The sequence below is a fragment of the Streptomyces sp. NPDC086989 genome, from assembly GCF_044745505.1.
GTDB lineage: Bacteria > Actinomycetota > Actinomycetes > Streptomycetales > Streptomycetaceae > Streptomyces.
In genome coordinates this window covers 154,535-173,732 of the sequence record NZ_JBIVAL010000009.1, presented here as the reverse complement: position 1 = coordinate 173,732, position 19,198 = coordinate 154,535, and the positions used below count along the sequence as shown (strand labels likewise).

At 74.2% G+C, this 19,198-nt stretch carries 20 protein-coding genes; 8 read left to right on the top strand and 12 right to left on the bottom strand.

What is annotated here, in order from left to right; all coding sequences use genetic code 11:
* Positions 1 to 7: 7 nt before the first annotated feature.
* Positions 8 to 577 (bottom strand): DUF5133 domain-containing protein, encoded by a 570-nt coding sequence (locus ACIPK4_RS23200; protein WP_402315488.1) that lies wholly within the window; start codon positions 575 to 577, stop codon positions 8 to 10.
* A 163-nt stretch (positions 578 to 740) separates the two neighbouring features.
* Between ACIPK4_RS23200 and ACIPK4_RS23195 the strand changes: the two genes are divergently transcribed.
* Positions 741 to 992 carry an EF-hand domain-containing protein gene (locus ACIPK4_RS23195; protein ID WP_402315485.1) on the top strand — a complete coding sequence of 84 codons (252 nt, stop codon included), beginning with the start codon at positions 741 to 743 and terminating at the stop codon, positions 990 to 992.
* A 38-nt stretch (positions 993 to 1,030) separates the two neighbouring features.
* Here the strand turns inward: ACIPK4_RS23195 and ACIPK4_RS23190 are convergent, their stop codons facing one another.
* Together ACIPK4_RS23190 and ACIPK4_RS23185 are read right to left on the bottom strand one after the other, a co-directional pair.
* Positions 1,031 to 1,597 (bottom strand): DoxX family protein, encoded by a 567-nt coding sequence (locus tag ACIPK4_RS23190; RefSeq protein ID WP_402315483.1) that lies wholly within the window; start codon positions 1,595 to 1,597, stop codon positions 1,031 to 1,033.
* 178 nt (positions 1,598 to 1,775) lie between these two features.
* On the bottom strand, positions 1,776 to 2,048 hold the full coding sequence (locus ACIPK4_RS23185; RefSeq protein WP_402315481.1) for a hypothetical protein: 273 nt from the start codon (positions 2,046 to 2,048) through the stop codon (positions 1,776 to 1,778).
* A gap of 198 nt (positions 2,049 to 2,246) precedes the next feature.
* Between ACIPK4_RS23185 and ACIPK4_RS23180 the strand changes: the two genes are divergently transcribed.
* Entirely contained in the window at positions 2,247 to 3,155 is a 909-nt protein-coding gene (locus ACIPK4_RS23180; protein ID WP_402315479.1) for a calcium-binding protein, read from the top strand.
* Between the two features lie 292 nt (positions 3,156 to 3,447).
* On the opposite strand, the gene ACIPK4_RS23175 is transcribed toward ACIPK4_RS23180, so the two are convergent.
* The 4 genes from ACIPK4_RS23175 to ACIPK4_RS23160 all read right to left on the bottom strand — a co-directional run bounded on the left by ACIPK4_RS23175 (position 3,448) and on the right by ACIPK4_RS23160 (position 9,413).
* Positions 3,448 to 3,858, bottom strand: coding sequence for a VOC family protein (locus ACIPK4_RS23175; protein WP_402315477.1), 411 nt, complete (start codon positions 3,856 to 3,858; stop codon positions 3,448 to 3,450).
* A 213-nt stretch (positions 3,859 to 4,071) separates the two neighbouring features.
* Positions 4,072 to 5,568, bottom strand: a complete 1,497-nt coding sequence (mptB, locus tag ACIPK4_RS23170) for a polyprenol phosphomannose-dependent alpha 1,6 mannosyltransferase MptB (protein ID WP_402315474.1) — start codon at positions 5,566 to 5,568, stop codon at positions 4,072 to 4,074.
* Positions 5,569 to 5,710: 142 nt separating this feature from the next.
* Positions 5,711 to 6,877 carry a cytochrome P450 gene (locus tag ACIPK4_RS23165; RefSeq protein ID WP_402315791.1) on the bottom strand — a complete coding sequence of 389 codons (1,167 nt, stop codon included), beginning with the start codon at positions 6,875 to 6,877 and terminating at the stop codon, positions 5,711 to 5,713.
* 220 nt (positions 6,878 to 7,097) lie between these two features.
* Complete coding sequence (locus ACIPK4_RS23160; RefSeq protein ID WP_402315472.1) at positions 7,098 to 9,413, bottom strand: family 20 glycosylhydrolase; 2,316 nt, start codon at positions 9,411 to 9,413, stop codon at positions 7,098 to 7,100.
* A 222-nt stretch (positions 9,414 to 9,635) separates the two neighbouring features.
* Here ACIPK4_RS23160 and ACIPK4_RS23155 point away from each other — a divergent pair, with 222 nt between their 5' ends.
* The gene (locus tag ACIPK4_RS23155; RefSeq protein ID WP_402315469.1) at positions 9,636 to 10,034 is read left to right on the top strand and encodes a DUF4440 domain-containing protein; all 399 of its coding nucleotides are present in this window, start codon (positions 9,636 to 9,638) and stop codon (positions 10,032 to 10,034) included.
* A 4-nt stretch (positions 10,035 to 10,038) separates the two neighbouring features.
* Here ACIPK4_RS23155 and ACIPK4_RS23150 read toward each other — a convergent pair whose 3' ends face one another.
* Positions 10,039 to 11,484: a glycosyltransferase 87 family protein gene (locus ACIPK4_RS23150; RefSeq protein ID WP_402315468.1), complete on the bottom strand. Its 1,446-nt coding sequence runs from the start codon at positions 11,482 to 11,484 to the stop codon at positions 10,039 to 10,041.
* A gap of 113 nt (positions 11,485 to 11,597) precedes the next feature.
* Here ACIPK4_RS23150 and ACIPK4_RS23145 point away from each other — a divergent pair, with 113 nt between their 5' ends.
* Both ACIPK4_RS23145 and ACIPK4_RS23140 read left to right on the top strand, forming a co-directional pair.
* Positions 11,598 to 12,746, top strand: coding sequence for a molybdopterin-dependent oxidoreductase (locus ACIPK4_RS23145; protein ID WP_402315466.1), 1,149 nt, complete (start codon positions 11,598 to 11,600; stop codon positions 12,744 to 12,746).
* Positions 12,746 to 13,150, top strand: coding sequence for a hypothetical protein (locus ACIPK4_RS23140; protein ID WP_402315464.1), 405 nt, complete (start codon positions 12,746 to 12,748; stop codon positions 13,148 to 13,150). Before ACIPK4_RS23145 ends, ACIPK4_RS23140 begins: the two co-directional genes overlap by 1 nt.
* 94 nt (positions 13,151 to 13,244) lie before the next feature.
* On the opposite strand, the gene ACIPK4_RS23135 is transcribed toward ACIPK4_RS23140, so the two are convergent.
* From ACIPK4_RS23135 to ACIPK4_RS23125, 3 genes are read right to left on the bottom strand one after another with little or no spacing between them, the layout of a single operon-like run.
* On the bottom strand, positions 13,245 to 13,916 hold the full coding sequence (locus ACIPK4_RS23135; protein ID WP_402315462.1) for a class I SAM-dependent methyltransferase: 672 nt from the start codon (positions 13,914 to 13,916) through the stop codon (positions 13,245 to 13,247).
* On the bottom strand, positions 13,898 to 14,539 hold the full coding sequence (locus ACIPK4_RS23130; RefSeq protein WP_402315460.1) for a DUF2064 domain-containing protein: 642 nt from the start codon (positions 14,537 to 14,539) through the stop codon (positions 13,898 to 13,900). Before ACIPK4_RS23130 ends, ACIPK4_RS23135 begins: the two co-directional genes overlap by 19 nt.
* Positions 14,536 to 15,252 (bottom strand): glycosyltransferase family 2 protein, encoded by a 717-nt coding sequence (locus ACIPK4_RS23125; protein WP_376202973.1) that lies wholly within the window; start codon positions 15,250 to 15,252, stop codon positions 14,536 to 14,538. Before ACIPK4_RS23125 ends, ACIPK4_RS23130 begins: the two co-directional genes overlap by 4 nt.
* Positions 15,253 to 15,376: 124 nt before the next feature.
* On the opposite strand from ACIPK4_RS23125, the gene ACIPK4_RS23120 reads away from it, so the two are divergent.
* From ACIPK4_RS23120 to ACIPK4_RS23110, 3 genes are all read left to right on the top strand, one after another.
* On the top strand, positions 15,377 to 16,219 hold the full coding sequence (locus ACIPK4_RS23120) for a response regulator transcription factor (RefSeq protein WP_402315458.1): 843 nt from the start codon (positions 15,377 to 15,379) through the stop codon (positions 16,217 to 16,219).
* Positions 16,212 to 17,321, top strand: a complete 1,110-nt coding sequence (locus ACIPK4_RS23115) for a sensor histidine kinase KdpD (protein ID WP_054221550.1) — start codon at positions 16,212 to 16,214, stop codon at positions 17,319 to 17,321. The genes ACIPK4_RS23120 and ACIPK4_RS23115 overlap by 8 nt, the downstream gene beginning before the upstream one ends.
* A 157-nt stretch (positions 17,322 to 17,478) precedes the next feature.
* Positions 17,479 to 18,069: a MepB family protein gene (locus ACIPK4_RS23110; protein WP_402315456.1), complete on the top strand. Its 591-nt coding sequence runs from the start codon at positions 17,479 to 17,481 to the stop codon at positions 18,067 to 18,069.
* Here ACIPK4_RS23110 and ACIPK4_RS23105 read toward each other — a convergent pair.
* Positions 18,066 to 19,151 (bottom strand): mechanosensitive ion channel family protein, encoded by a 1,086-nt coding sequence (locus ACIPK4_RS23105; RefSeq protein ID WP_402315454.1) that lies wholly within the window; start codon positions 19,149 to 19,151, stop codon positions 18,066 to 18,068. The genes ACIPK4_RS23110 and ACIPK4_RS23105 overlap by 4 nt on opposite strands.
* Positions 19,152 to 19,198: the final 47 nt, after the last annotated feature.

Genomic DNA, 19,198 nt, shown 5'->3' with positions numbered 1-19,198 from the left:
AGTTCGGCTACGGAAAGTCGCACCCCGTGGTGTCCGGCCGACGCGTTCTGCAACCGTGCAGGGGCGAGTGCCCCGGCCGACGGTCCGATCTGCCGCGGACGCCGGTGCCGAGCCACCACTCCGTGCCGAGGAGCAGTTCGGCCGAACGCAGTGCCGTGTACGCGTTGCGTTGACCCATCAGGATGCAGAGGGTGTACGTCGCGTCGTCGAGCTCGCTGCGAACGGCGAGGTCGTGGGGCGCGTCGAGAGCACGCCGGCGCAGCCCGCGGTGCCGCTTCAGCAGGGTGGCGATGGCCTGCGGGTCGGGGAGCAGCCGGGTGTACGGCTGCGTCACCGGGGCGCCGGCGGACCGGGCCTCGTCCATCGCCTCCGCGAGGGCCCGCCGAAGGGGGCCCCGGGGTGTGCCGCCGTCGGCGAGTGCGAGCACGGCCTCCGCCGTTTCCCGCGGTCCGGCGTCGGCGCTGCGTGCGGCGGCGGCCAGGATCCGGCGTGCCGCTTCGGCGCCGCACGGAACCACCGCCATCAGGACGGTGACGGCCTGTTCCGCGCAGGCGTGCTGGGGTGGGATCTCGGTCATCCGCCTCTTTCCTCGTTCCTCGTTCCTCATTCCTCGTCCTGGCTGCCGGCCCGGGGGTTCGGCGGTCGGGGAGCGGTGCGCACCGGCCCGTCGGGGGGAGTGCGCCGCGTCGTAGGCTGGCGGCAGGCAGCCCCTGCCGATTCCTCCCGGAAGGACACGCGTGATGAGTGCGAAGGCCCGCAAGCTGTTCGAGGCGCTCGACCTCGACCACGACGGCACCCTGACGCGCCTGGAAGTGATCACCGCCCTGCGGGCGAAGGGCCCGACCCTCGCCGCCGCCGGTGACCTGCCGTTCTGGGGCCTGGGTGATGTCGACGCCTCGTCCGCCCTCTTCGACGCCGCCGACAAGAACGGCGACAACGTACTGACGTTCGAGGAGTTCGCCCGGGAGGTCGACCGCCGCTTCGGCTGGTAGCCCTCGCAGCCACCGGTGAGCCGGTGCGGGCCGCAGCACTAGGCCGTATGGCTGCCGGGGTCCGGGTCCGGGGCCGGGTCCGGGCTGGCCGCCTCGGCGGCGGCGAGCCCGGCGTTCCTCCGGGTGAGGACGACGGTGGTTGCGGCCGCGCTGAGTGCGAAGGCCGTCACCACCGTGGCCGGCCGGTCCAGCCGGTGCCGGGTGGCATGGTCGAGCGAGAACCGGCCGGGTCCGGAAAGGCCGAGGGAGGCCGCCACGAAGCCCAGGAAGGCCGGGTACTCCAGGCCTCCGCCCTGGGCGAAGAAGCCTGCGGGCGCGTGCACGGAGGCGGCGCCGGCCATGGCCCCCGCGGCGGCGGCGCCGGCCACCGGGGTCGCCAGCCCCAGGGCGAGCAGCACACCGCCGCCCGCCTCGCCGAGGCCGGCGGCGATCGCGCTCTCCCGGCCGGGGGTGAACCCCATGTGCTCCATGCCCCGGGCCGTGCCCTCGATCCCGCCGCCGCCGAACCAGCCGAAGAGCTTCTGCGCACCGTGCGCGAGCAGCACACCGCCGGCCCCCAGACGCAGGGCGAGCAGGCCGAGATCCTTGCGATGCGTGAGCGGCATGAGGACAGACCCTTCCCTAGACGCGGTCGCCACGACCGGGCGCGTGGCGGGTGGTGCGTTGACCCGGGCGCGTGGTGGGTGGTGCGTTGACCCGGTCTCAAGCTTCACGCGAATGCGGTGAGTGCGCACGCGCTGTACCGCCGTCGGCGTCTCCGCGGCGCGCAGTCGGACTCGGGGATCAGTCCTCGTCCATCGCGGCGTCGCAGGAGGGGCACACGAGGTCCGCCTCCTCGGGCGGGTACCACGGGGAGCCTGTCGGTGGGCCGGCCGCGCGCATCGCGAAGGTGTCCTTGCCGCAGAGCGTCCGCGGTCCCGGCTCGTCGGTCGTACCCGGCGCGGCGGGCGCGACGTGCACCCGGCGTACGGGTGACCCGACGCCGCGGCCCGGCCCGGGGGCGGTGCGGGCCGGTGACGGAGTGTCGAACTCGTGCATGACGATGATCACGCTCATACCCCGACGGTAGGCGACCGCCCGGGAACTCGCTTCCGCTGTCCCGGAGGCGGGGCCAACCGAGCGTAAGACATACAAAAGGCTCTGCATTTCATTGATTTTGAGGTGTATGCGCCATATGTTCCCCACGGATTCGAGCCTGGTTCCCATGACGTCCGGAACCGGAACAGCCGCGCACACTCCGACCGGAGGTTCTCCATGCCTTGTCGTACGTCGCTCACACTGCTGGCGGCAGCCGCCCTGCTCTCCCTCGGGGCCCCGGCCACGGCCGCCCACGCGGCCGACGCCACCTGCTTCGGGCAGCCCGCGACCATCACCGGGTCCGGCACGATCACCGGGACGGAGGGCAACGACGTCATCATCGGGTCGGCGGGAGCGGACACCATCGACGGCCGCGGCGGCAACGACCTCATCTGCGGGCTCGCGGGCAACGACACGATCTCCGGCGGCCTGGGCGACGACCGGCTGGACGGCGGCGAGGGCGCGGACCTGATCCGCGGCGACCTGCTCTCCACGGGGGCCTCTGTCGACGGCGGCGGGAACGACATCCTCTTCGGCGGACCGGGTGACGACCGGATGGGCGGGGACAGCATGGCGTTCGGCTCCAGCGCGACCGGCGGCGGCAACGACATCATGTTCGGCGAGGCGGGCAACGACGCCATGATCGGCGACAGCCGCGGCGGCATCAACGCGAGCGGCGGCGGCCGGGACATCCTGGACGGGGGCGCCGGAGACGACACCCTCACCGGCGACTCCTCCGCCGAGGGCACCGCGACCGGCAGCGGAGAGGACGTACTGCTGGGCGGACCCGGCGTCGACGCGATCATCGGCGACAGCAACTCGGGCCACGCCGCACACGGGAAGGGCGAGGGCGGCATCACGGGCAAGCCCGCCCGGCCGGGCCGCCAGGGCCGCCCGACCCCGGCGGCGAAGCCCGCGCAGGCGGCGTCGCCGGCTCCCGCCGCTCCGGCCGCGCCCGTCCCGGCGGCCGCGGCGGCCACCGGGAACGACGTCATCGACGGCGGCGACGACGCGACGGACACCTGCGACGGCACGGACGGGGCCGACATCGCGGTCCGCTGCGAGACGATGACGAACGTTCCGTGACGGCGGGAGCCGGTGGGCGCCGCCGCCGGCGTCAGCGGATGCCGTAGCGCGCCGCGATGCCGTCGAGGACGATCTGCAGGCCCTCTTCGAAGCGCTCGGTCGATGGCGGTCGACACCCGCTGCCGGCCCGGCTGCCGCTGCCTGGCCCGCCCGGACGGATACACAGCCTGGGCCGGCCCCGGCGGCGGCGACGCCGCGGCCGGCGAACTGCGGCCACGGGCCCCCGGGTGGCCGGTGGCGACTCGGCGCAAGCCCGTCGGCGGGTGTCCGCCTGACCGGCGCCGGCCGGCCGCTAGGGGCGGGCGTAAGGGCGGGTCATGATCTCCATGTTGTGGCCGTCCGGGTCGGCGAAGTACGCGCCGCGACCGCCGAACAGGCGGTTGATGCGCCCGGGTTCGGTGTGGTGAGGGTCGGCGAAATAGGTGACGCCGACCGCCTCCAGCCGGGCGATCATGGCGTCGAACCGCTCGTCGGGCACGAGGAACGCATAGTGCTGCGGCTGGATCGGCTCGCCGGTCATCGCGTAGTAGTCGAGTGTCACGCTGTTGCCGAGGTCGACGGGCAGGAACGGCCCGAACGGGGCCCCGACCTCCAGCCCCAAAATCACGGCGAGGAATTCGGCCGACAGCCGCCGGTCCCTGGCGTGGACGACGGTGTGGTTCAACTGGACGGCATCGTTCGGGTACTGCTGGGTGTCGGACATGAGAAGGGTGTGTCTCCGGTTTCGGTATCGCTGGACGGGCGCCGCACGGCGCCGGACGCAAGAAACGCGGAGAAGGGGGCGGGCTCCTGGCCCGCCTCGGGTTCACGCCGAGGCCGGGAACCCTGCTCGTACATGGCCCAAGGCCGACCCGGCAGTCATGTCGGCAACCTTAATGATCATCACGGGCCGGCGCAACGCGGAACTCCCGCCGCCTCAGCGCCGCGTCCTGGCCACCGCCCGCACCAGCCCGCGCTCTTGCAGCCGCAGGCGCGGCGGCACCAACAGCCCCGGTGGTCCCCAGGCAGCGAGCGCCGCCGTGGCCGCCGACGCCCCCGTGACCGCGGCGAGCGCATAGGGCCAGGTGGGCGCCGAGCCGCTGGGCAGCACCAACGCGACCAGCCCCAGCGTCGCGAGCCGCGCCCCGGTGCTCTCCAGCAGCCGCCAGGCGACCGCCGCCAGCGGCACCGCCCCCCACAGCACGTACCAGGGCTGTACGACCGGAGCCGTCACCACCAACCCCAGCAACGCCATGCCGGTGGCGTACTCGGGACCCGTACGCGGGGCACGCCATGCGCAGAACGCCACCGCGCCCACACCCAGCAGCAGCCCCACCGACCGTGCGGCGGCGATCGCACCGGCCGCCGTACCCACACCGAACGTCTCGGACAGCAGCCCGAGGGTCCGGCCCACGTCCGTACTGGGCGAGAGCACCGTGTACACCTGGGCCGGCCCCCGCAGCGTCGACAGCCACCCCCAGCCCCGGCCGCTCACCCCCACGCCCAGCGCGAGAGCCGCAAGGCCCGTCAGCGCGATGGCGGCGGCGCGCAGCCACCCCGACCGCCGGTCCGGCCGGCCACCCACGGACCAGGCGGCGGCGCACAGCAGCGCCACGCCGGCCGGCAACTTGACCAGTGCGGCCCAGGTCAGCACGACGGTGCCCAGCGCCCAGTGGCCCCGGCGGAAGGCCACGAGCCCCGCCACCATCAGCCCCAGCATCAGCGCCTCGTTGTGGGCCCCGCCCACCAGGTGCACCAGGGTGAGCGGGTTCAGCACGGCCGCCCACAGCGCCCCCGCCTCCTCGCCGCGTCCCCCCTCGGAACCCGTCGCGGAACCCCGGTCGGACACGAGCCGCCGCACGCCCCACACGATCAGCCCCAGTCCGCACAACGCCACCAGCCGCATCCCCAGCACCGCCGCCACCGTGTGGTGTTCACCCGTGACGGCGACCACGGCCCGGCTCGCGGCGACGGCCAGGGGTCCGTAGGGCGCGGGCGCGTCCTGCCACATCTGCGGCACGTTCTCCGCGAGCGGGCCGCCGAGCACCGCCGGCCCCTGCCGGTACACGTCCCAGCCCCGGGCCGCCAGCGCTCCCTGCGCGACGTAGCTGTACGCGTCGTTGCTGAACAGCAGCGGCCCCGGTACGAGCGGCAGGACCCAGGACCACAGCACCGCGCGCAGCTGCCCGCGGCCGACCGGTTCCCCCTGCCGCAGCAGGCCGCCCAGCCGCCACCAGGCGGTCACCAGCAGCACCAGCCCGGCGTACGAGGCCGCGGCTCCCAGCACCGTGTGGGCCGGGCTCCGCTGTGCCCACACCCCGTCGGGGACCCCGGACGGCAGTGCCCCGGCGGACCAGCTCCCGCCGGCCAGCAGCACCGACCCGAGCGTTCCGAGCAGCCGGCAACCCCGGACCGTGACCCCCACCTTAGCCATGGCGGCAGCCTAGGGTCGCCGGGCCCGGTGATCGGCCCGCGCGAGGCGTCGGGCAAATGAACTTCGGGCGGCGTTCGCTCTTCGCGCGGGCAGCCCGCTCCGGACCGGAAGCCGCGGGCCCGCACCGGGTGCGGTCAGCGGGTCAGGCGGGCGGCCCCAGCCGGACGGGCAGCGTCCGGTGGCCGTTGCTGATCAGGGAGGTGACGGGCCGCAGCTCCTCGGCGGGAACAGCCAGCCCGATCTCGGGGAAGCGGCGGAACAGCGCTTCGAGGGCGGACGCGACTTCGAGCCGGGCCAGCGGCGCGCCGAGGCAGAAGTGGACCCCGTGCCCGAAGGCGAGGTGGTCCTTGGTGACCCGGGTGACGTCGAAGACGTCGGCGTCCGGGCCGTGCCAGTCGGGGTGCCGGTTGGCGGCGGCGTACGAGGCGAGGATCGCCTCCCCCTTGGCGATGGTCCGTCCGTCGGGCAGGGGCAGGTCGGCCAGCGCGAAACGCATCGGCAGGTGCTTGACCGCCGACTCGTGGCGCAGGGTCTCCTCGACGACGTCACCCCAGCTGCTGCGCCCGGACCGGACGTGCTCCAGCTGGCCGGGGTGCGTGAGCAGGGCGGTGACCGCCTGGTCGATGACGTTCACGGTCGTCTCGTAGCCGGCACTGATCATCAGGAACAGGGTGTCGGCCAGCTCGGTGTCGGAGAGCGCGGAGCCGTCGCCCTCCTCGTCGCGGGCGGCGATGAGGAGCGAGGTCATGTCGTCGCCGGGCTGGGCGCGCTTGGCGGCGACGAGCCGGCCGAGCATCTCGTAGGCCCGGACCGCGTTCGCGGCGGCCTCCTCGGGGGTGAGGGTCGTGTCGAAGACGCCGTCCACCACGGAACGGAACTCGCCGCGCTGTTCCCGGGGGAGCCCCATGAGGTGCCCGATGACCGCGATGGGCAGCGGGTAGGCCAGTCGTTCGCGCAGGTCCGCCACCGCGCCGGGCGGCAGGGCCGCGAGCTCGTCGAGGAGGCCGGCGACGATGCCCTCCACCGTCTCGCGGAGCAGCGCGACGCGGCGGGCGCTGAACGCGGGGGCCACCATCCGCCGCAGCCGCCGGTGATCGGCACCGTAGGCGGTGAACATGTTGGTCACGGCGACCCAGAGGGCGAGCGGCCACGTCTGCACCGCCTGCTCGAACTCCGGCCAGTGCGCACGGGCGTCCTTGGACACGTCCGGACTGGTGAGCAGTTCCTTCAGCAGGACCGGGTCGGTGACGGCCCACGCCGCCACCCCGAGGACGTCGACGCGGGCCGCGGGCCCCTGGGCGCGCAGCATCCGGTGCTCGGCGTGCCGGTCGGCGCCGGCGGGATCGAGGACCAGCGGGGCATCGGACTGGTTCACGCGTAACTCCTTCTGGATGCGGGCGTGGCGGTGCTGAGGATCCTTCATCTCCCGCACAACGCGCGCCGTGGACAGGGTGTTCCACGGCTCGCGGCCGCGCCGTCCCCCGGCGGTGCCGTGGCCGGGGGACGGCCGTGATCCGGAGTCCGGCCGGTCAGCCGATACGCCACCGCTGGTAGCCCGAACCGGAATCGGGCTGCTGGGTGGCCGGGGCGCCGTCCGCTGCGGATGCGGTGGTCAGCAGGAGCGTGCTCCCCTTGTTGGCCACCGTGTACTCGCCCCCGCCCACGGCGGTGATCAGCCAGCGCTGGCTGTCGCCGCCCGTGCAGTTCGCCTGGACGACGGCCGCACCGGCGGCGGTGGAGCCGCCCGCGACGTCCGCGCAGAGCCCGGACGAGCCGTTGGCCATGGAGTAGGCGCCGTCGCCGCCGAGGACCAGCCGCCACTGCTGGTTGGGGCCGCCGTGCGGGGTCCAGGTGATCAGCTGGGTGCCGGAGGCGCTGGAGCTCGCCGGGTCGTCCAGGGCCTTGCCGGCCGCGCTGAGGGTGCGGGTGCCGCTCAACGGGCCGCCGTACACCTCGAACTCGTACAGCGAGTAGCCGTACGCGGTGCCGCGCGTGGTCCCGTACACGCGGACGTAGCGGCCCGATCCGGAGAGACCCGTGAGCTCCTGCACCCCGCCGGCGCCCGTCGTGGTGGAGTACACGGTGCGCCACGTGGCGGCGTCGTCGGAGAGCTGGATCCGGAATGCCCTGCCGTACGCAGCCTCCCAGCGCAGCACCACCCGGCCGACGGCCTGGCTCGATCCCAGGTCGACCTGGAGCCACTGCGGGTCCGTGTACGCGCTGGACCAGCGGGTGCCGCCGTCGCCGTCGGTGGCCGCGGAGGCGGGGAAGGCGGCGGTCTCGGTGCTGGAGGCGGTGGTCGGCCGGTTGCGGGCGAGGTTGCCGGGCTGCGCGAGCCCCGGCCAGGCGGGGTTGTGCCCGACGGCGGCCGCGATCGGGGTGAACGCGGCGTACGCGGCCGCGGGCTTCGGCGAGCCCCAGGTCTGCTGGGCCAGGACGCGCAGCGGGTACATGATGCCCGCGGCGATCTGGTCCTGCGTCTCGGCGGCGGGGTTGTCGCACCACACGTGGAGCAGCGAACCGGGGTTCTTCGAGGGGTCGGTGAGGGTGGCGCCGCCCTCGAAGCGGTCGGGGGTCCAGGTCTCGTACATCCACCTGGTGTCGGGTTTGGCGCCACCGAGGACGTAATAGGTGGGTGTCCAGGACGCGTTGGCGACGGTGTGGCCGGCCGCGGCCAGCTGCTGCGGGGTGAGTCCGTAGCTGTACCAGTACTCGACGAGGATGCCGGCGTGCGGAGTGACGGTGCCGTCGCCCGCCTTGATGCCGTCGTTCCACATACGGGTCGTCTTGCCGCTCGCCCGGACCAGGTCGTCGGCCCAGTTCACGAACCCGTAGTAGGTGTCCTTGGCGGTGGCGCCGGCTCCGTAGTGCGCGCGGGCGTAGCCGAGCAGCTGCGGGTACGCGGCGTAGTCGGTGACGTACTCGTCCGCGCCGATGTGCCAGTACGGGGCGGGGAACAGCGGCAGGTACTCGTTCAGCAGGTCCTTGACGAGGGCGTACGAGGCCGGCAGCGAGAGGTCGATGAAGTCGGGGCTGGCCGCGCCGGAGCTGTTCTTGAGCCTGAGCTCGGGGTGGGCCGCCAGCACGGCGTTCATGTGCCCCGGAGTGTCGATCTCGGGAACGATCGTGACGTGGTACTTCTGCCCGAGCGCGACGAGATCGGCGATGTCCTGCCGGGAGTAGTGGTCGGTGGAGACGATTTCCGGGTGGGTGGAGCTCTCCAGGCGGAAGCCGAAGGTGTCGGACAGGTGGAAGTGGAAGTAGTTGAGCTTGAGGTAGGCCAGCTCCTTGATGTGCTGCCTGACCCAGTCGACGGTGAAGAACTTCCTGCCCTGGTCGATCATGAGCCCGCGTTCCGCCTTGGCGGGCCAGTCCACCGCGGTGCCGGCGGGCACGGAGGCCGACTGGTGCAGCAACTGGAGCGCGGTGCGGGTGCCGTAGAAGGCGCCGGCGTCGGTTCCGGCCCGGATGGTGAGGGACGGCCCGATGGTCAGCCGGTAGCCCTCGGCGGACAGCCCGGGCTCCCCGAGCCCGAGCGCGATGTCACCGGGGGAGGGGACTGCGGTGACGACGGCGACGGGACGCCCGGCCATCGCCCCCAGGTCCTCGGCGAACGTGGCCGCCTCGTCGGACAGTTCGGCGGCGGAGGCGGGATCGACGACGATCCGGGTCTGCGCGGTGAAGGTGTAGGCCCCGGTGCCGGCCGTCCACTGCCGCAGCGCCGGAACGGTCTGCGGCGGCCCGGCAGCGGCACCCGCCGGGGCGGGTCCGGCGACGGCGACACCGGGTGAGGAGAGTGCGGACACCGCGCAGACGGCGGCGATCAGCAGTCCGAGCACACGCATGGCAAGCCCCAGGTCTCGGGAGGGATGGGGGTCTCAGGGGTGCTGCTGCGTCCGGCGGCGGACGCCGGGGGACGTGGGCCACAGTGCAGCGCAGTGGCGCGTGCATGTCAAGAGCTGCTCGAAACCCCGGCGGACCGAGCAGGATCGCGCATCCGGCCGCCGGCGAGGGAGGCCCGCGCAGATCCGGCACGCCGCCGCGCGCACGCGTGCTAGCGTCGCGCCATGTCCAAGGCCGAAATAGACGCGCTGACCGCCGAGTTCTTCGGCGCCTTCGACAACCGGGGCGGCAGGGCCGCCGACGTGGAGCGGATCCGGCGGCTGACCCTGCCGGGCGCAGTGATCGTCAAGACCGGTCCGGAGCTCACGGTCTACACCGTCGACGAGTTCGTCGAACCCCGCCGCAAGCTCCTCGGCGACGGCCGGCTGGTCGAGTTCTCCGAGTGGGAGACCTCCGAACGCACCGACATCGCGGGGGACATCGCGTCGCGGTTCGGCGAGTACCGCAAGTCCGGGATCCTCGACGGCGAGCCGTTCGAAGGGGCCGGGACCAAGACCATCCAGTTCGTCCGCACCCCGGACGGCTGGCGGATCACCGCCTTCTCCTGGTACGACCGGCCCTGACGCGTCAACGGCGGCGCCCGGTGGCGCCGAGCGAACGCCTGCGCACCACCGTCACCACGAGCACCAGCAGCACCGCGAGACCGTACGCCGTGGCACTCACCGCCTCGCGCGAGCCGAACACCCGGCCCGTCACGTAGACGGCGGGGCCCGCGACCGCGATGCCCAGCCACTCCCAGCGCCCGTCCAGCGCCACGAGCGCGACGAGCAGCAGGGCGTACCACGAATATCCGGGCGTGAGCAGCGCGAACGCCCACCCCGTCACCAGCAGCGCGCCGCTCCACGGCCGCCGGGGGTCCCCGCGCCACAGGACGTACCCGGTCACCGCCGCCATCGCGGCGAGCAGTGCCGGCAGAGCCCAGGCGTCCGGGAGCACCAGCCGCAGCAGTGCGTAACGGGAGCCGGAGGAGGGGTCCTCGTACCCCTCCTCCGCCACGTAGCCGCCGAGGTAGCCGAAGACGGAACCGTGCGAGAGCAGGACGTACGGCAGGTACGCGAGCAGCGTCACCACGGCGGCCGGCAGCAGCACGGCGACCGCGTCCCGCACCCGGCGCACCCCGGACAGGGCTCCCGGGAGGACGACCGCCGGCATCAGCTTGGTGGCGACGGCGGCGCCGAGGACCAGCCCGCCGCAGGCCCGGCGGCCCAGCCCCGGCGCGGCCACCAGCCCGAGCCCGGCCACCGCGAGCAGCACCCCCAGTACGTCGACGTGCGCGTTGTTGACCGCCTCGATCGGTACGGCGGGACACCACGCCCAGTACGCGGCCCTGCGCGGGTCCGTGCCCCGGCGGCGCAGGATCAGCAGCAGCGCGCCCGTCACGGCGAGGGACAGCAGCCCGGCCCCGGTCTGCAGCGGCTTGTGCCGGGCGCCGCCGGGGGAGAGCCGGTCGACGGCCAGGAAGTACACCTCGGCGACCGGCGGGTAGATCGTGTGCACGGCGGGCCGGTTGATCCGGGTGCAGAGCGCGCCGCCGCCGGTGTTCCCGGCGTCGTCCGTCGTCCCCGGGTGCTCCGGGGCGCCGGTCTGCGGGATGCGTGCCCGGTCCGGGCCCGCGCAGGCGGCGGCTCCCGTGGGGAACAGCCACGCATCGCGGAGCCGGCTCAGTGCGGGGTCCTGCGGTGCGTGGTCGTACGGGGAGATGCCGGCGGACTGGACCCGGCCGTCCCAGGCGTAGCGGTACGAGTCGGTGCTGGTCCGGGGCGGCGCCACCAGCCCCGTCGCCGTCACCGCGACGGCCCCCGCCAGCACCAGCGGCACGACGGCGGCGGCCGGGACCCGGCGCAGCGCGAGCAGGGCGACGGTGAACAGCGCCCAGCAGGCCGCGTACCGCCAGGACAGTCCGGCGGGGTCGGTGAAGTAGCCGTCGTGGCGGACGGTCCACACCAGGGCGGCGACGAGGGCGGCGAGGAGGGCGGCGACGGCGCAGACGCCGGGGGAGGTACGCAGGTTCACCCCCGCAGCGTTCCAGGCCAGGGCCCCGCAACGGGGCCCTGAGCCTCCCATGTCCGTGTTTCGTAAGGTGTCCGAACCTCCCGCACACGCCGACTCGGGGGTGTCATGGCTGCATGCGCTTCCCCCTCCGATTCCCTTCCGGCCCGCCCGTCACGTTCAAGGCGCGCTTGCACGACGCCCGTACCGCGACCGTCCTCGGCCGTCTGCTCGGGCTCGCCTTCGCCGTGTGTTTCACGACCGGAGTGCTCAGCCACTTCTTCCAGCACCCGCCCGTCTGGCTCGCCGACCGGCTGCCGAGCCGCCCGTACTGGGGCTACCGGTTCACCCAGGGACTCCACGTGGTCTCCGGGATCGCGGCGATCCCGCTGCTCCTGGCGAAGCTGTGGGCCGTGTACCCGAGGCTGTTCGCATGGCCGCCGTTCCGGTCGGTGCGGCAGGCGCTGGAGCGGGCCGCCGTGGCGGTGCTCGTGGCGGCCGGGGTGTTCGAGCTGTTCAGCGGGCTGCTGAACACCTTCCAGTGGTACCCCTGGCCCTTCTCCTTCGTCCCCGTGCACTTCGCGCTGGCCTGGCTCCTGATCGGCGCGCTGATGCTGCACGTCGCGGTGAAGTGGCCGCAGATCCACGCGCATTGGACCCGCCGTTCCCCGGGGACGCTCGTTCTGCCCGAGGCGGCCGGCCCGGACCGGCGCACGCTGCTCGCCGCGGTCGCCGCCGGCGTGGGGGCGGTGACGCTGACGACCGCCGGGCAGTCCGTCTCCGCGCTCGGCCGGCTCGACCTGTTCGCCCCGCGCGATCCCGCCGCAGGACCGCAGGGGCTGCCGGTGAACCGGACGGCGGACGCGGCCCGGGTCACCGAGGCCTCGCTGCGCGACTGGCGGCTGACCGTCGCCGGCCCGCGCCCGTACACCCTCGGCCTCGACGAACTGCGCGCGCTGCCGCAGCACGAGGTGACGTTGCCCATCGCGTGCGTCGAGGGCTGGAGCAGGAACGCCCGCTGGACCGGGGTGCGGGTGCGCGACCTGCTGGAGCGCGCCGGGGGCGGCCCCGACGCCCGGGCCCGGGTGGTGTCGCTGGAGGCCGCAGGGGCGTACCGGGTGATGGAGATGGGACGCCACTACGCGCAGGACCCGCTCACCCTGCTGGCGTTGCGCCTGAACGGCGAGGAGCTCTCCCTGGACCACGGCTACCCGGCGCGGATCATCGCGCCCGACCGGCCCGGCGTGCTCCAGACCAAGTGGGTCGGCCGACTGGAGGTGGCGTGATGGGGTACCGGTACGTGGTGGCCGGGCTGGGGCTGGCCCTGATGGGCGTCGGCGGCGCGCTGCTGGTCCAGCAGCCCTCGCCCTGGCGGATCGCCCTGTGGCTCGCGGGCGCCGTGGTCCTGCACGACGCACTGATCGCGCCGCTCGTGTTCGCGGTCGCCGCACTCGCCGGCGCCGCGGGCCTGCGCCTGCGCGGGGTCCCGCGCGCCGCCCTGATCGTCGCGGGCTCCCTGACGGCGATCGCCCTGCCGCCGCTGCTGCGGCCGGGCGGGGTGGCCAACGCGACGGTGCTGCCGCTGGACTACCTGCGCAACTGGCTGCTGACCATGGCGGCCGTCGCCGTGGCCGCAGCGTTGTACGCCGGGGCGCGCGCGGCGCTGCGCGGGCCGCGCCGGCGGCCCTGAGCCGCTGGACACGCGCAAACGGCTGACGCGGTGTCGCGTCAGCCGTTTGCGCATGCCCCGGCCGGCGGTCAGGGCCGAGGGTCGCGGCCGCCGGTCAGCGCCGCAGCTGTACGAACGTGCGGCCCTCGGCCTGCCAGGTCAGCGCCCGGGTCCAGCCCGCGTCCACCGCCTCGGCGCGCAGCGCACGCGCGCCGAGCCGGGCCCAGGCGAACGGCGCCCCGCGGCCGCCGTGGCCGTCGTCGACGTGCACCTCGACGCGTTCGTCGACGTCCACCGCGGCCACCTCCACCAGCAGGGAACCGTCCGGGGCGGCGAGCCCGGCGGCCCGGCGCAGCAGTGCGCCGGGATCCCCGCCGATGCCGATGTTCCCGTCGATCAGCAGGACCGTCCCCCAGCGGCCCTCGCGGGGCAGCGGGTCGAACACGGACCGGCACAGCGCGCTGCCGCCGGTGCGCACCGTACGGGCCACGGCCTCCGGGGTGACGTCCACGCCCAGCGCCGTGTGCCCGAGGCGGGCGAGGGCGGCGACCAGCCGGCCGGGTCCGCAGCCTATGTCGAGGACCGGGCCGCGGCAGCGGGCCAGCACGGTGGCATCGGCGCTGTCGGGCTCGGCACACCAGCGCTCCACCTCCAGCGGCAGCAGCCAGCCGTCGCTGCGGCGCAGGTAGAGGGGCCCCCGGCCGGTGCGCAGGGCGTCGGCGTACGGATCGGCCCGCCAGGCCCCGGCGGGCTCCGCCAGCTGCGCGGTCACCGTACGCCCGCGCACAGTTCGGCGTGCAGGGCGGCGAACCGGGTCCCCGGCGCGCGGGCCGCGACCCGGACGGCATCGTCCGGAGTGTCCACGTCCCGCAGCGCCGGGAGGTCCCGTACGGTCCGGCCGGACTCCGTCAGCCGCAGGCGCTGCACCCGACCGGTGTGCGGGACGGACATGGGGACGCCCAGCAGCAGCGCCGGGTCGGGCTCGGCGAGCCCGAGGGCCCAGAAACCGCCGTCCGGGGCCGGACCGAACCAGGCGTCCGCACCGGTGAAGTCGAGGCCCTCCGCGAGGAGCTCCGGGGTCACCTGCGGGGTGTCCATGCCGATCAGCAGCGCCGGACCGTCGCACAGGGCGAAGGCCGCGGCCAGCCGGGCGTCGAGTCCGCCCGAGCCCTGCGGCACCACCTCGATGCCTCCGGGCAGCCAGGGCCCCGGCGCGCCGTCGAGGCAGAGGACCCGCCGCCGGGCCGGAGCGGCCAGCACCGCGTCCAGGGTGTCCCGGAGCGCGGCGCAGGCCAGGCCCGCGGCCTGCTGCGGGGTGAAGTACGGGGTCAGACGCGTCTTGACCCGGCCCGGGACCGGCGCCTTGGCGACGACGAGGAGGGTGCCCGCGGGTTCCGTGTGGGTGCTCATGCGGGGATCCCGCCGTCCGGGACGGGCCGGGCGCCGGGCGCCTCGGCCAGCACCCGCCGCATGTCCCGGACCGCCTGCCAGGTACCCCGCCAGGTGCCGGTGACCTTCGACTTCCCCGAGCGCGGCCGGTACGGGACGTCCGTCTCGGCCACCCGCCAGCCCGCGTCGGCGGCCCGGACGACCATCTGGAGCGGGTATCCGCTGCGCCGGTCCGTCAGCTCCAGGCCCAGCAGCGCCTCGCGGCGCGCGACCCGCATCGGTCCGAGGTCGTGCAGCCGCAGCCCCGTACGGCGGCGCAGCATCCGCGCCAGCGCGAGGTTCCCGGCGCGGGCGTGCGGGGGCCACGCCCCGCGCCCCTGCGGGCGGCGCCGGCCGAGCAGCAGATCGCTCTCGCCGGCCGCGACCCGGGCCGCCATCGGGGCCAGCAGGCCGGGATCCAGGGAGGCGTCGCAGTCGCAGAAGCAGACGAGGTCGGCGCGCGCGGCGAGCAGCCCCGCGTGGCAGGCGGCGCCGAAACCGCGCCGGGGTTCGTGCACCACGGTCGCGCCCAGCCGACGGGCGATGTCGGCGGAGCCGTCGGTGGATCCGTTGTCGACGACGATGGCCCGCCACCCGGCCGGCACCCGCGCCAGCACCCAGGGGAGCGCCTCCGCCTCGTCGAGGCACGGCAGTACGAGGTCCGCCCGGGGCGGCACACAAGCAGAATCAGTCACGCTCCACACCGTAGGAACCGGACGCGGACGAAAGGGGCTTCCAGTCCTTACGAAACGCGGACGCCGTGCGGGATCGGGGGAACCCGCGGTACCCGCGGACCGGCGCGGATGTCAGTCTTGGGCCATGGCAGTCAGCAATGCGCACAGCACGGACGAGGGCCGCGGCTCCGTCGAAACCGGTGGGACGGACGCCCGGGACCGGGCCCTGGGCAGCGTCCTGGTCGTGGACGACGACCCGACCGTCTCGGAGGTCGTGGCCGGATACCTCGACCGGGCCGGCTTCACCGTGCGCCTGGCCGCCGACGGACCTGCCGCGCTGCGCGCCGCCGAGGAACAGCGCCCGGACCTGGTCGTCCTCGACCTGATGCTGCCGGGCATGGACGGGCTGGAGGTCTGCCGGCGGCTCCGGGCCCGCGAGCGCGGAGCCGGGCAGCAGGGGCTCCCGCCCGTCCCGGTCATCATGCTCACCGCCCGCGGCGACGAGGACGACCGGATCCTCGGCCTGGAAGTCGGCGCGGACGACTACGTCACCAAGCCCTTCAGCCCGCGCGAGCTCGTCCTGCGGGTCCGGTCCGTACTGCGCCGGGCCGTCCCCGCCGCACCGGCCGCCGCCGGGCCCCGGCTCACCGCGGCCGGCCTGAGCCTGGACCCGGCGGCCCGCCGGGTCACCAAGGACGGTGCGGAACTCGCCCTCACCCTCAGGGAGTTCGACCTCCTCGCGTACTTCCTGCGACACCCCGGGCAGGTCTGCGACCGGGAGCGGCTCATGCGCGAGGTCTGGGGGTGGGACTTCGGTGACCTGTCCACCGTCACCGTCCACATCCGCAGGCTCCGAGGCAAGATCGAGGACGATCCGGCGAGCCCCCGGCTGATCCAGACCGTGTGGGGCGCCGGCTACCGCTTCGACTCCCACCCCGCCCCCGCCGCACCCGCCACGACTCCCGGGACGGTGGACGGCCATGAGTGACCTGCTGCTGATCGCCCTGTACGCGCTCCTCGGCGCGGGCGCCGCCGGAGCACTGGGCGCGCTCGCCCTGCGGATACTGCGGCGGCGCAGCGTCGCCGTCTCCCTCACCGTCGTCGCCGCCGTCGCCGTGTCCGCGATGCTCGCCGGGACCCTCACCGTGGCCTGGGCGATGTTCCTCTCCTCCCACGACCTGGCCGTCGTGACCACGGTCACCGCCGTGGCCGCCGCCGTCTCGCTGGGCACCGCCCTGCTGCTCGGCCGGCAGGTCGTGCTGCGCTGCCGTGAACTCGTCCGCGCGGCGCGGGCCTTCGGCGAGGCGGGCACGTTCACCACACCTACGGTGCCCGCCCCCGCCGAACTCACCGCGCTCAGCCGCGAACTGGCCCTGACCAGCGAACGCCTGGCCGCGTCCCGTGAGCGCGAGCGGGCCCTGGAAACCTCGCGGCGGGAACTGGTGGCCTGGATCTCGCACGACCTGCGGACCCCGCTCGCCGGTCTGCGCGCCATGTCGGAGGCGCTGGAGGACGGCATGGCCGCCGACCCTGCCCGCTACCACCGGCAGATCCGCACCGAGGTCGACCGCCTCAACTCCATGGTCGGCGACCTCTTCGAGCTCTCCCGCATCCACGCGGGCGCCCTCAGCCTCAGCCCGACCCGGATGTCCCTCTACGACCTCGTGGGCGACGCGCTGGCCGGCACCGACGCCCTGGCCCGCGAGCACGGCGTACGGCTGGTCGGCGACGGCATCGCTCCGCTCCCGGTGCAGGTCGACGGCAAGGAGATGACCCGGGTCCTGTCGAACCTGCTGGTCAACGCCATCCGCCACACTCCGGCCGACGGCACGGTCGCGATCGCCGCCGAATCCCGCGAGGGATCCGTGGTGCTCTCGGTCACTGACGCCTGCGGCGGCATTCCGGAGGAGGACCTCCCGCGCGTCTTCGACACCGGCTGGCGTGGCAGCGCCGCCCGCACGCCTCCGGCCGGCGCGGGCCTGGGCCTGGCGATCGTCCGGGGAATCGTCGAGGCCCACGACGGGCACGCGCACGTCCGCAACGTCTCCGGCGGCTGTCGCTTCGAGCTCACCCTTCCGGCGCCGGCGTAGCGCTCACGGCTGCTTCGCGCAGGTGAGGGTCGCCTGGTCGCTGCGCGCCGACATGTTCTGGTCCGGCGCGTGCGGGGTGACGTACCCGGACACCGTCGTCGTCCTCGCCGCGCCTCCCGGTTCCCTGCGAGCGGGGCGTCCGTGGCAGGGTGAACGGATGACGAGCCACCGTGAGCGTCCCGCCGATCACCCGCCCGCGCCCGGTCACCGGCCATCCGCCGGTGTCCGGCCGTGGCCGGACACGACCCGGGTCCACGACGATCTCCTCGTGGCCAAGGAACGGGTCTACGACCCGTTCGGATTCACGTGCTCGCAGCCGGTCCCCGAAGCCGGGGGCGCGGAGTACGCCGCGTGTGCCTTCGCCCTCGACGGACGGCCCGTCCGGTTCCGTGCGGCCAAGACGACTCCCGCCAAGGCCGGCCAGTTCGTCACCGTGTGGCAGAGGTCCGCGGACGGGCCCATCCGGCCCTTCGACACCGCCGACCCCGTGGACCTCTTCGTCATCGGCAGCCATGACGACGACGGTTTCGGCCAGTTCGTCTTCCCGGTGGACGCGCTCGTCCGGCACGGGGTCGTCTCTGTCGACGGCGCCGGCGGGAAGCGGGGCCTGCGCGTCTATCCGCCCTGGGTTTCCACCACCAACCGCCAGGCGGGCTGCACCCAGGCGTGGCAGGTGGAGTACTTCCTCCACCTGCCGCCGGACCGTCCCCTCGACGAGGTCCGCGCCCGGGAGCTCTACCGGCGCTAGCGGACGGCCGTGGAGGCCTCGCGCTGGTGCGGCACCGGCGCCGGCACCTGTACGGCGTCCTGCTGGAGGGCGACCGTCCGGGTGGGAGCGGGGATGGAGATGCCCTCCGTCCGGAACCGCTGGTGCAGCCGCTTGATGAACTCGTGCTTGATGCGGTACTGGTCGCTGAACTCGCCGACGCCCAGAATCACCGTGAAGTTGATCCTGGAGTCCGCGAAGGTGTGGAACCGCACCTTGCCCTCGTGGTCGGGGACCGCGCCGTTGATGTCGGCCATCACGGTGTCGACGACCTCCAGGGTCACCTGCTCGACGTGCTCCAGATCGCTCTCGTAGCCCACGCCCACCTGGACCAGGATCGACAGCTGCTGCTCGGGCTGCGTGAAGTTGGTCATGTTCGTCCGCGCGAGACGCCCGTTGGGGATGATCACCAGGTTGTTCGACAGGTTGCGGACGACGGTGTTGCGCCAGTTGATGTCGACGACGTACCCCTCCTCGCCACTGCTGAGGCGGATGTAGTCGCCGGGCTGCACGGTCTTCGAGGCGAGGATGTGCACGCCGGCGAAGAGGTTGGCGAGCGTGTCCTGCAAGGCCAGGGCCACCGCCAGACCGCCCACGCCGAGTGCCGTGACCAGCGGCGCGATGGACACGCCCATGGTTTCGAGTGCGACGAGCACGCCCATCACGAGCACCACGATCCGCGTGATGTTCACGAAGATGGTCGCGGATCCGGCCACTCCGGTCCGCGCCCCCGCCACGGACTGGACGAGCCCCGCGACGACCCGGGCGGCGCCGAACGTGGCGATCAGGATCAGGACGGCGGTCAGCGACTGGTTCACGAAGCCCAGGACCCGCGTGGTGAGCGGCAGGGCCGAGGCGGCCACGGCGACGCCGGCGATGAAGGCGGCCCACGGGGCGAGGGTGCGCAGCGCGTCGACGATGATGTCGTCCCCGCTCCACCGCGTCCGCTCGGCGTGCCGGCCCAGCCAGCGCATCAGGGCCCGCAGGAGCAGTCCGGCCACGGCGCCCGCAGCCAGTGCGATCGCGGCCACCAGCCAGTCGTGCAGGACGAGTTCCCGGTTCAACGGACGTCCTCCGCTCGGCGCGGGACCGGGGGAGCGGCGACGGACGC

Coding starts and splice junctions, on each gene's coding strand:
- mptB (WP_402315474.1), bottom strand. CDS start 5,568: ATGGCTAAGGTGGGGGTCACGGTCCGGGGTTGCCGGCTGCTCGGAACG.
- ACIPK4_RS23165 (WP_402315791.1), bottom strand. CDS start 6,877: ATGCTGCGCGCCCAGGGGCCCGCGGCCCGCGTCGACGTCCTCGGGGTG.
- ACIPK4_RS23175 (WP_402315477.1), bottom strand. CDS start 3,858: ATGTCCGACACCCAGCAGTACCCGAACGATGCCGTCCAGTTGAACCAC.
- ACIPK4_RS23155 (WP_402315469.1), top strand. CDS start 9,636: ATGTCCAAGGCCGAAATAGACGCGCTGACCGCCGAGTTCTTCGGCGCC.
- ACIPK4_RS23110 (WP_402315456.1), top strand. CDS start 17,479: ATGACGAGCCACCGTGAGCGTCCCGCCGATCACCCGCCCGCGCCCGGT.
- ACIPK4_RS23200 (WP_402315488.1), bottom strand. CDS start 577: ATGACCGAGATCCCACCCCAGCACGCCTGCGCGGAACAGGCCGTCACC.
- ACIPK4_RS23115 (WP_054221550.1), top strand. CDS start 16,212: ATGAGTGACCTGCTGCTGATCGCCCTGTACGCGCTCCTCGGCGCGGGC.
- ACIPK4_RS23160 (WP_402315472.1), bottom strand. CDS start 9,413: ATGCGTGTGCTCGGACTGCTGATCGCCGCCGTCTGCGCGGTGTCCGCA.
- ACIPK4_RS23180 (WP_402315479.1), top strand. CDS start 2,247: ATGCCTTGTCGTACGTCGCTCACACTGCTGGCGGCAGCCGCCCTGCTC.
- ACIPK4_RS23130 (WP_402315460.1), bottom strand. CDS start 14,539: ATGAGCACCCACACGGAACCCGCGGGCACCCTCCTCGTCGTCGCCAAG.
- ACIPK4_RS23145 (WP_402315466.1), top strand. CDS start 11,598: ATGCGCTTCCCCCTCCGATTCCCTTCCGGCCCGCCCGTCACGTTCAAG.
- ACIPK4_RS23120 (WP_402315458.1), top strand. CDS start 15,377: ATGGCAGTCAGCAATGCGCACAGCACGGACGAGGGCCGCGGCTCCGTC.
- ACIPK4_RS23140 (WP_402315464.1), top strand. CDS start 12,746: ATGGGGTACCGGTACGTGGTGGCCGGGCTGGGGCTGGCCCTGATGGGC.
- ACIPK4_RS23190 (WP_402315483.1), bottom strand. CDS start 1,597: ATGCCGCTCACGCATCGCAAGGATCTCGGCCTGCTCGCCCTGCGTCTG.
- ACIPK4_RS23195 (WP_402315485.1), top strand. CDS start 741: ATGAGTGCGAAGGCCCGCAAGCTGTTCGAGGCGCTCGACCTCGACCAC.
- ACIPK4_RS23185 (WP_402315481.1), bottom strand. CDS start 2,048: ATGAGCGTGATCATCGTCATGCACGAGTTCGACACTCCGTCACCGGCC.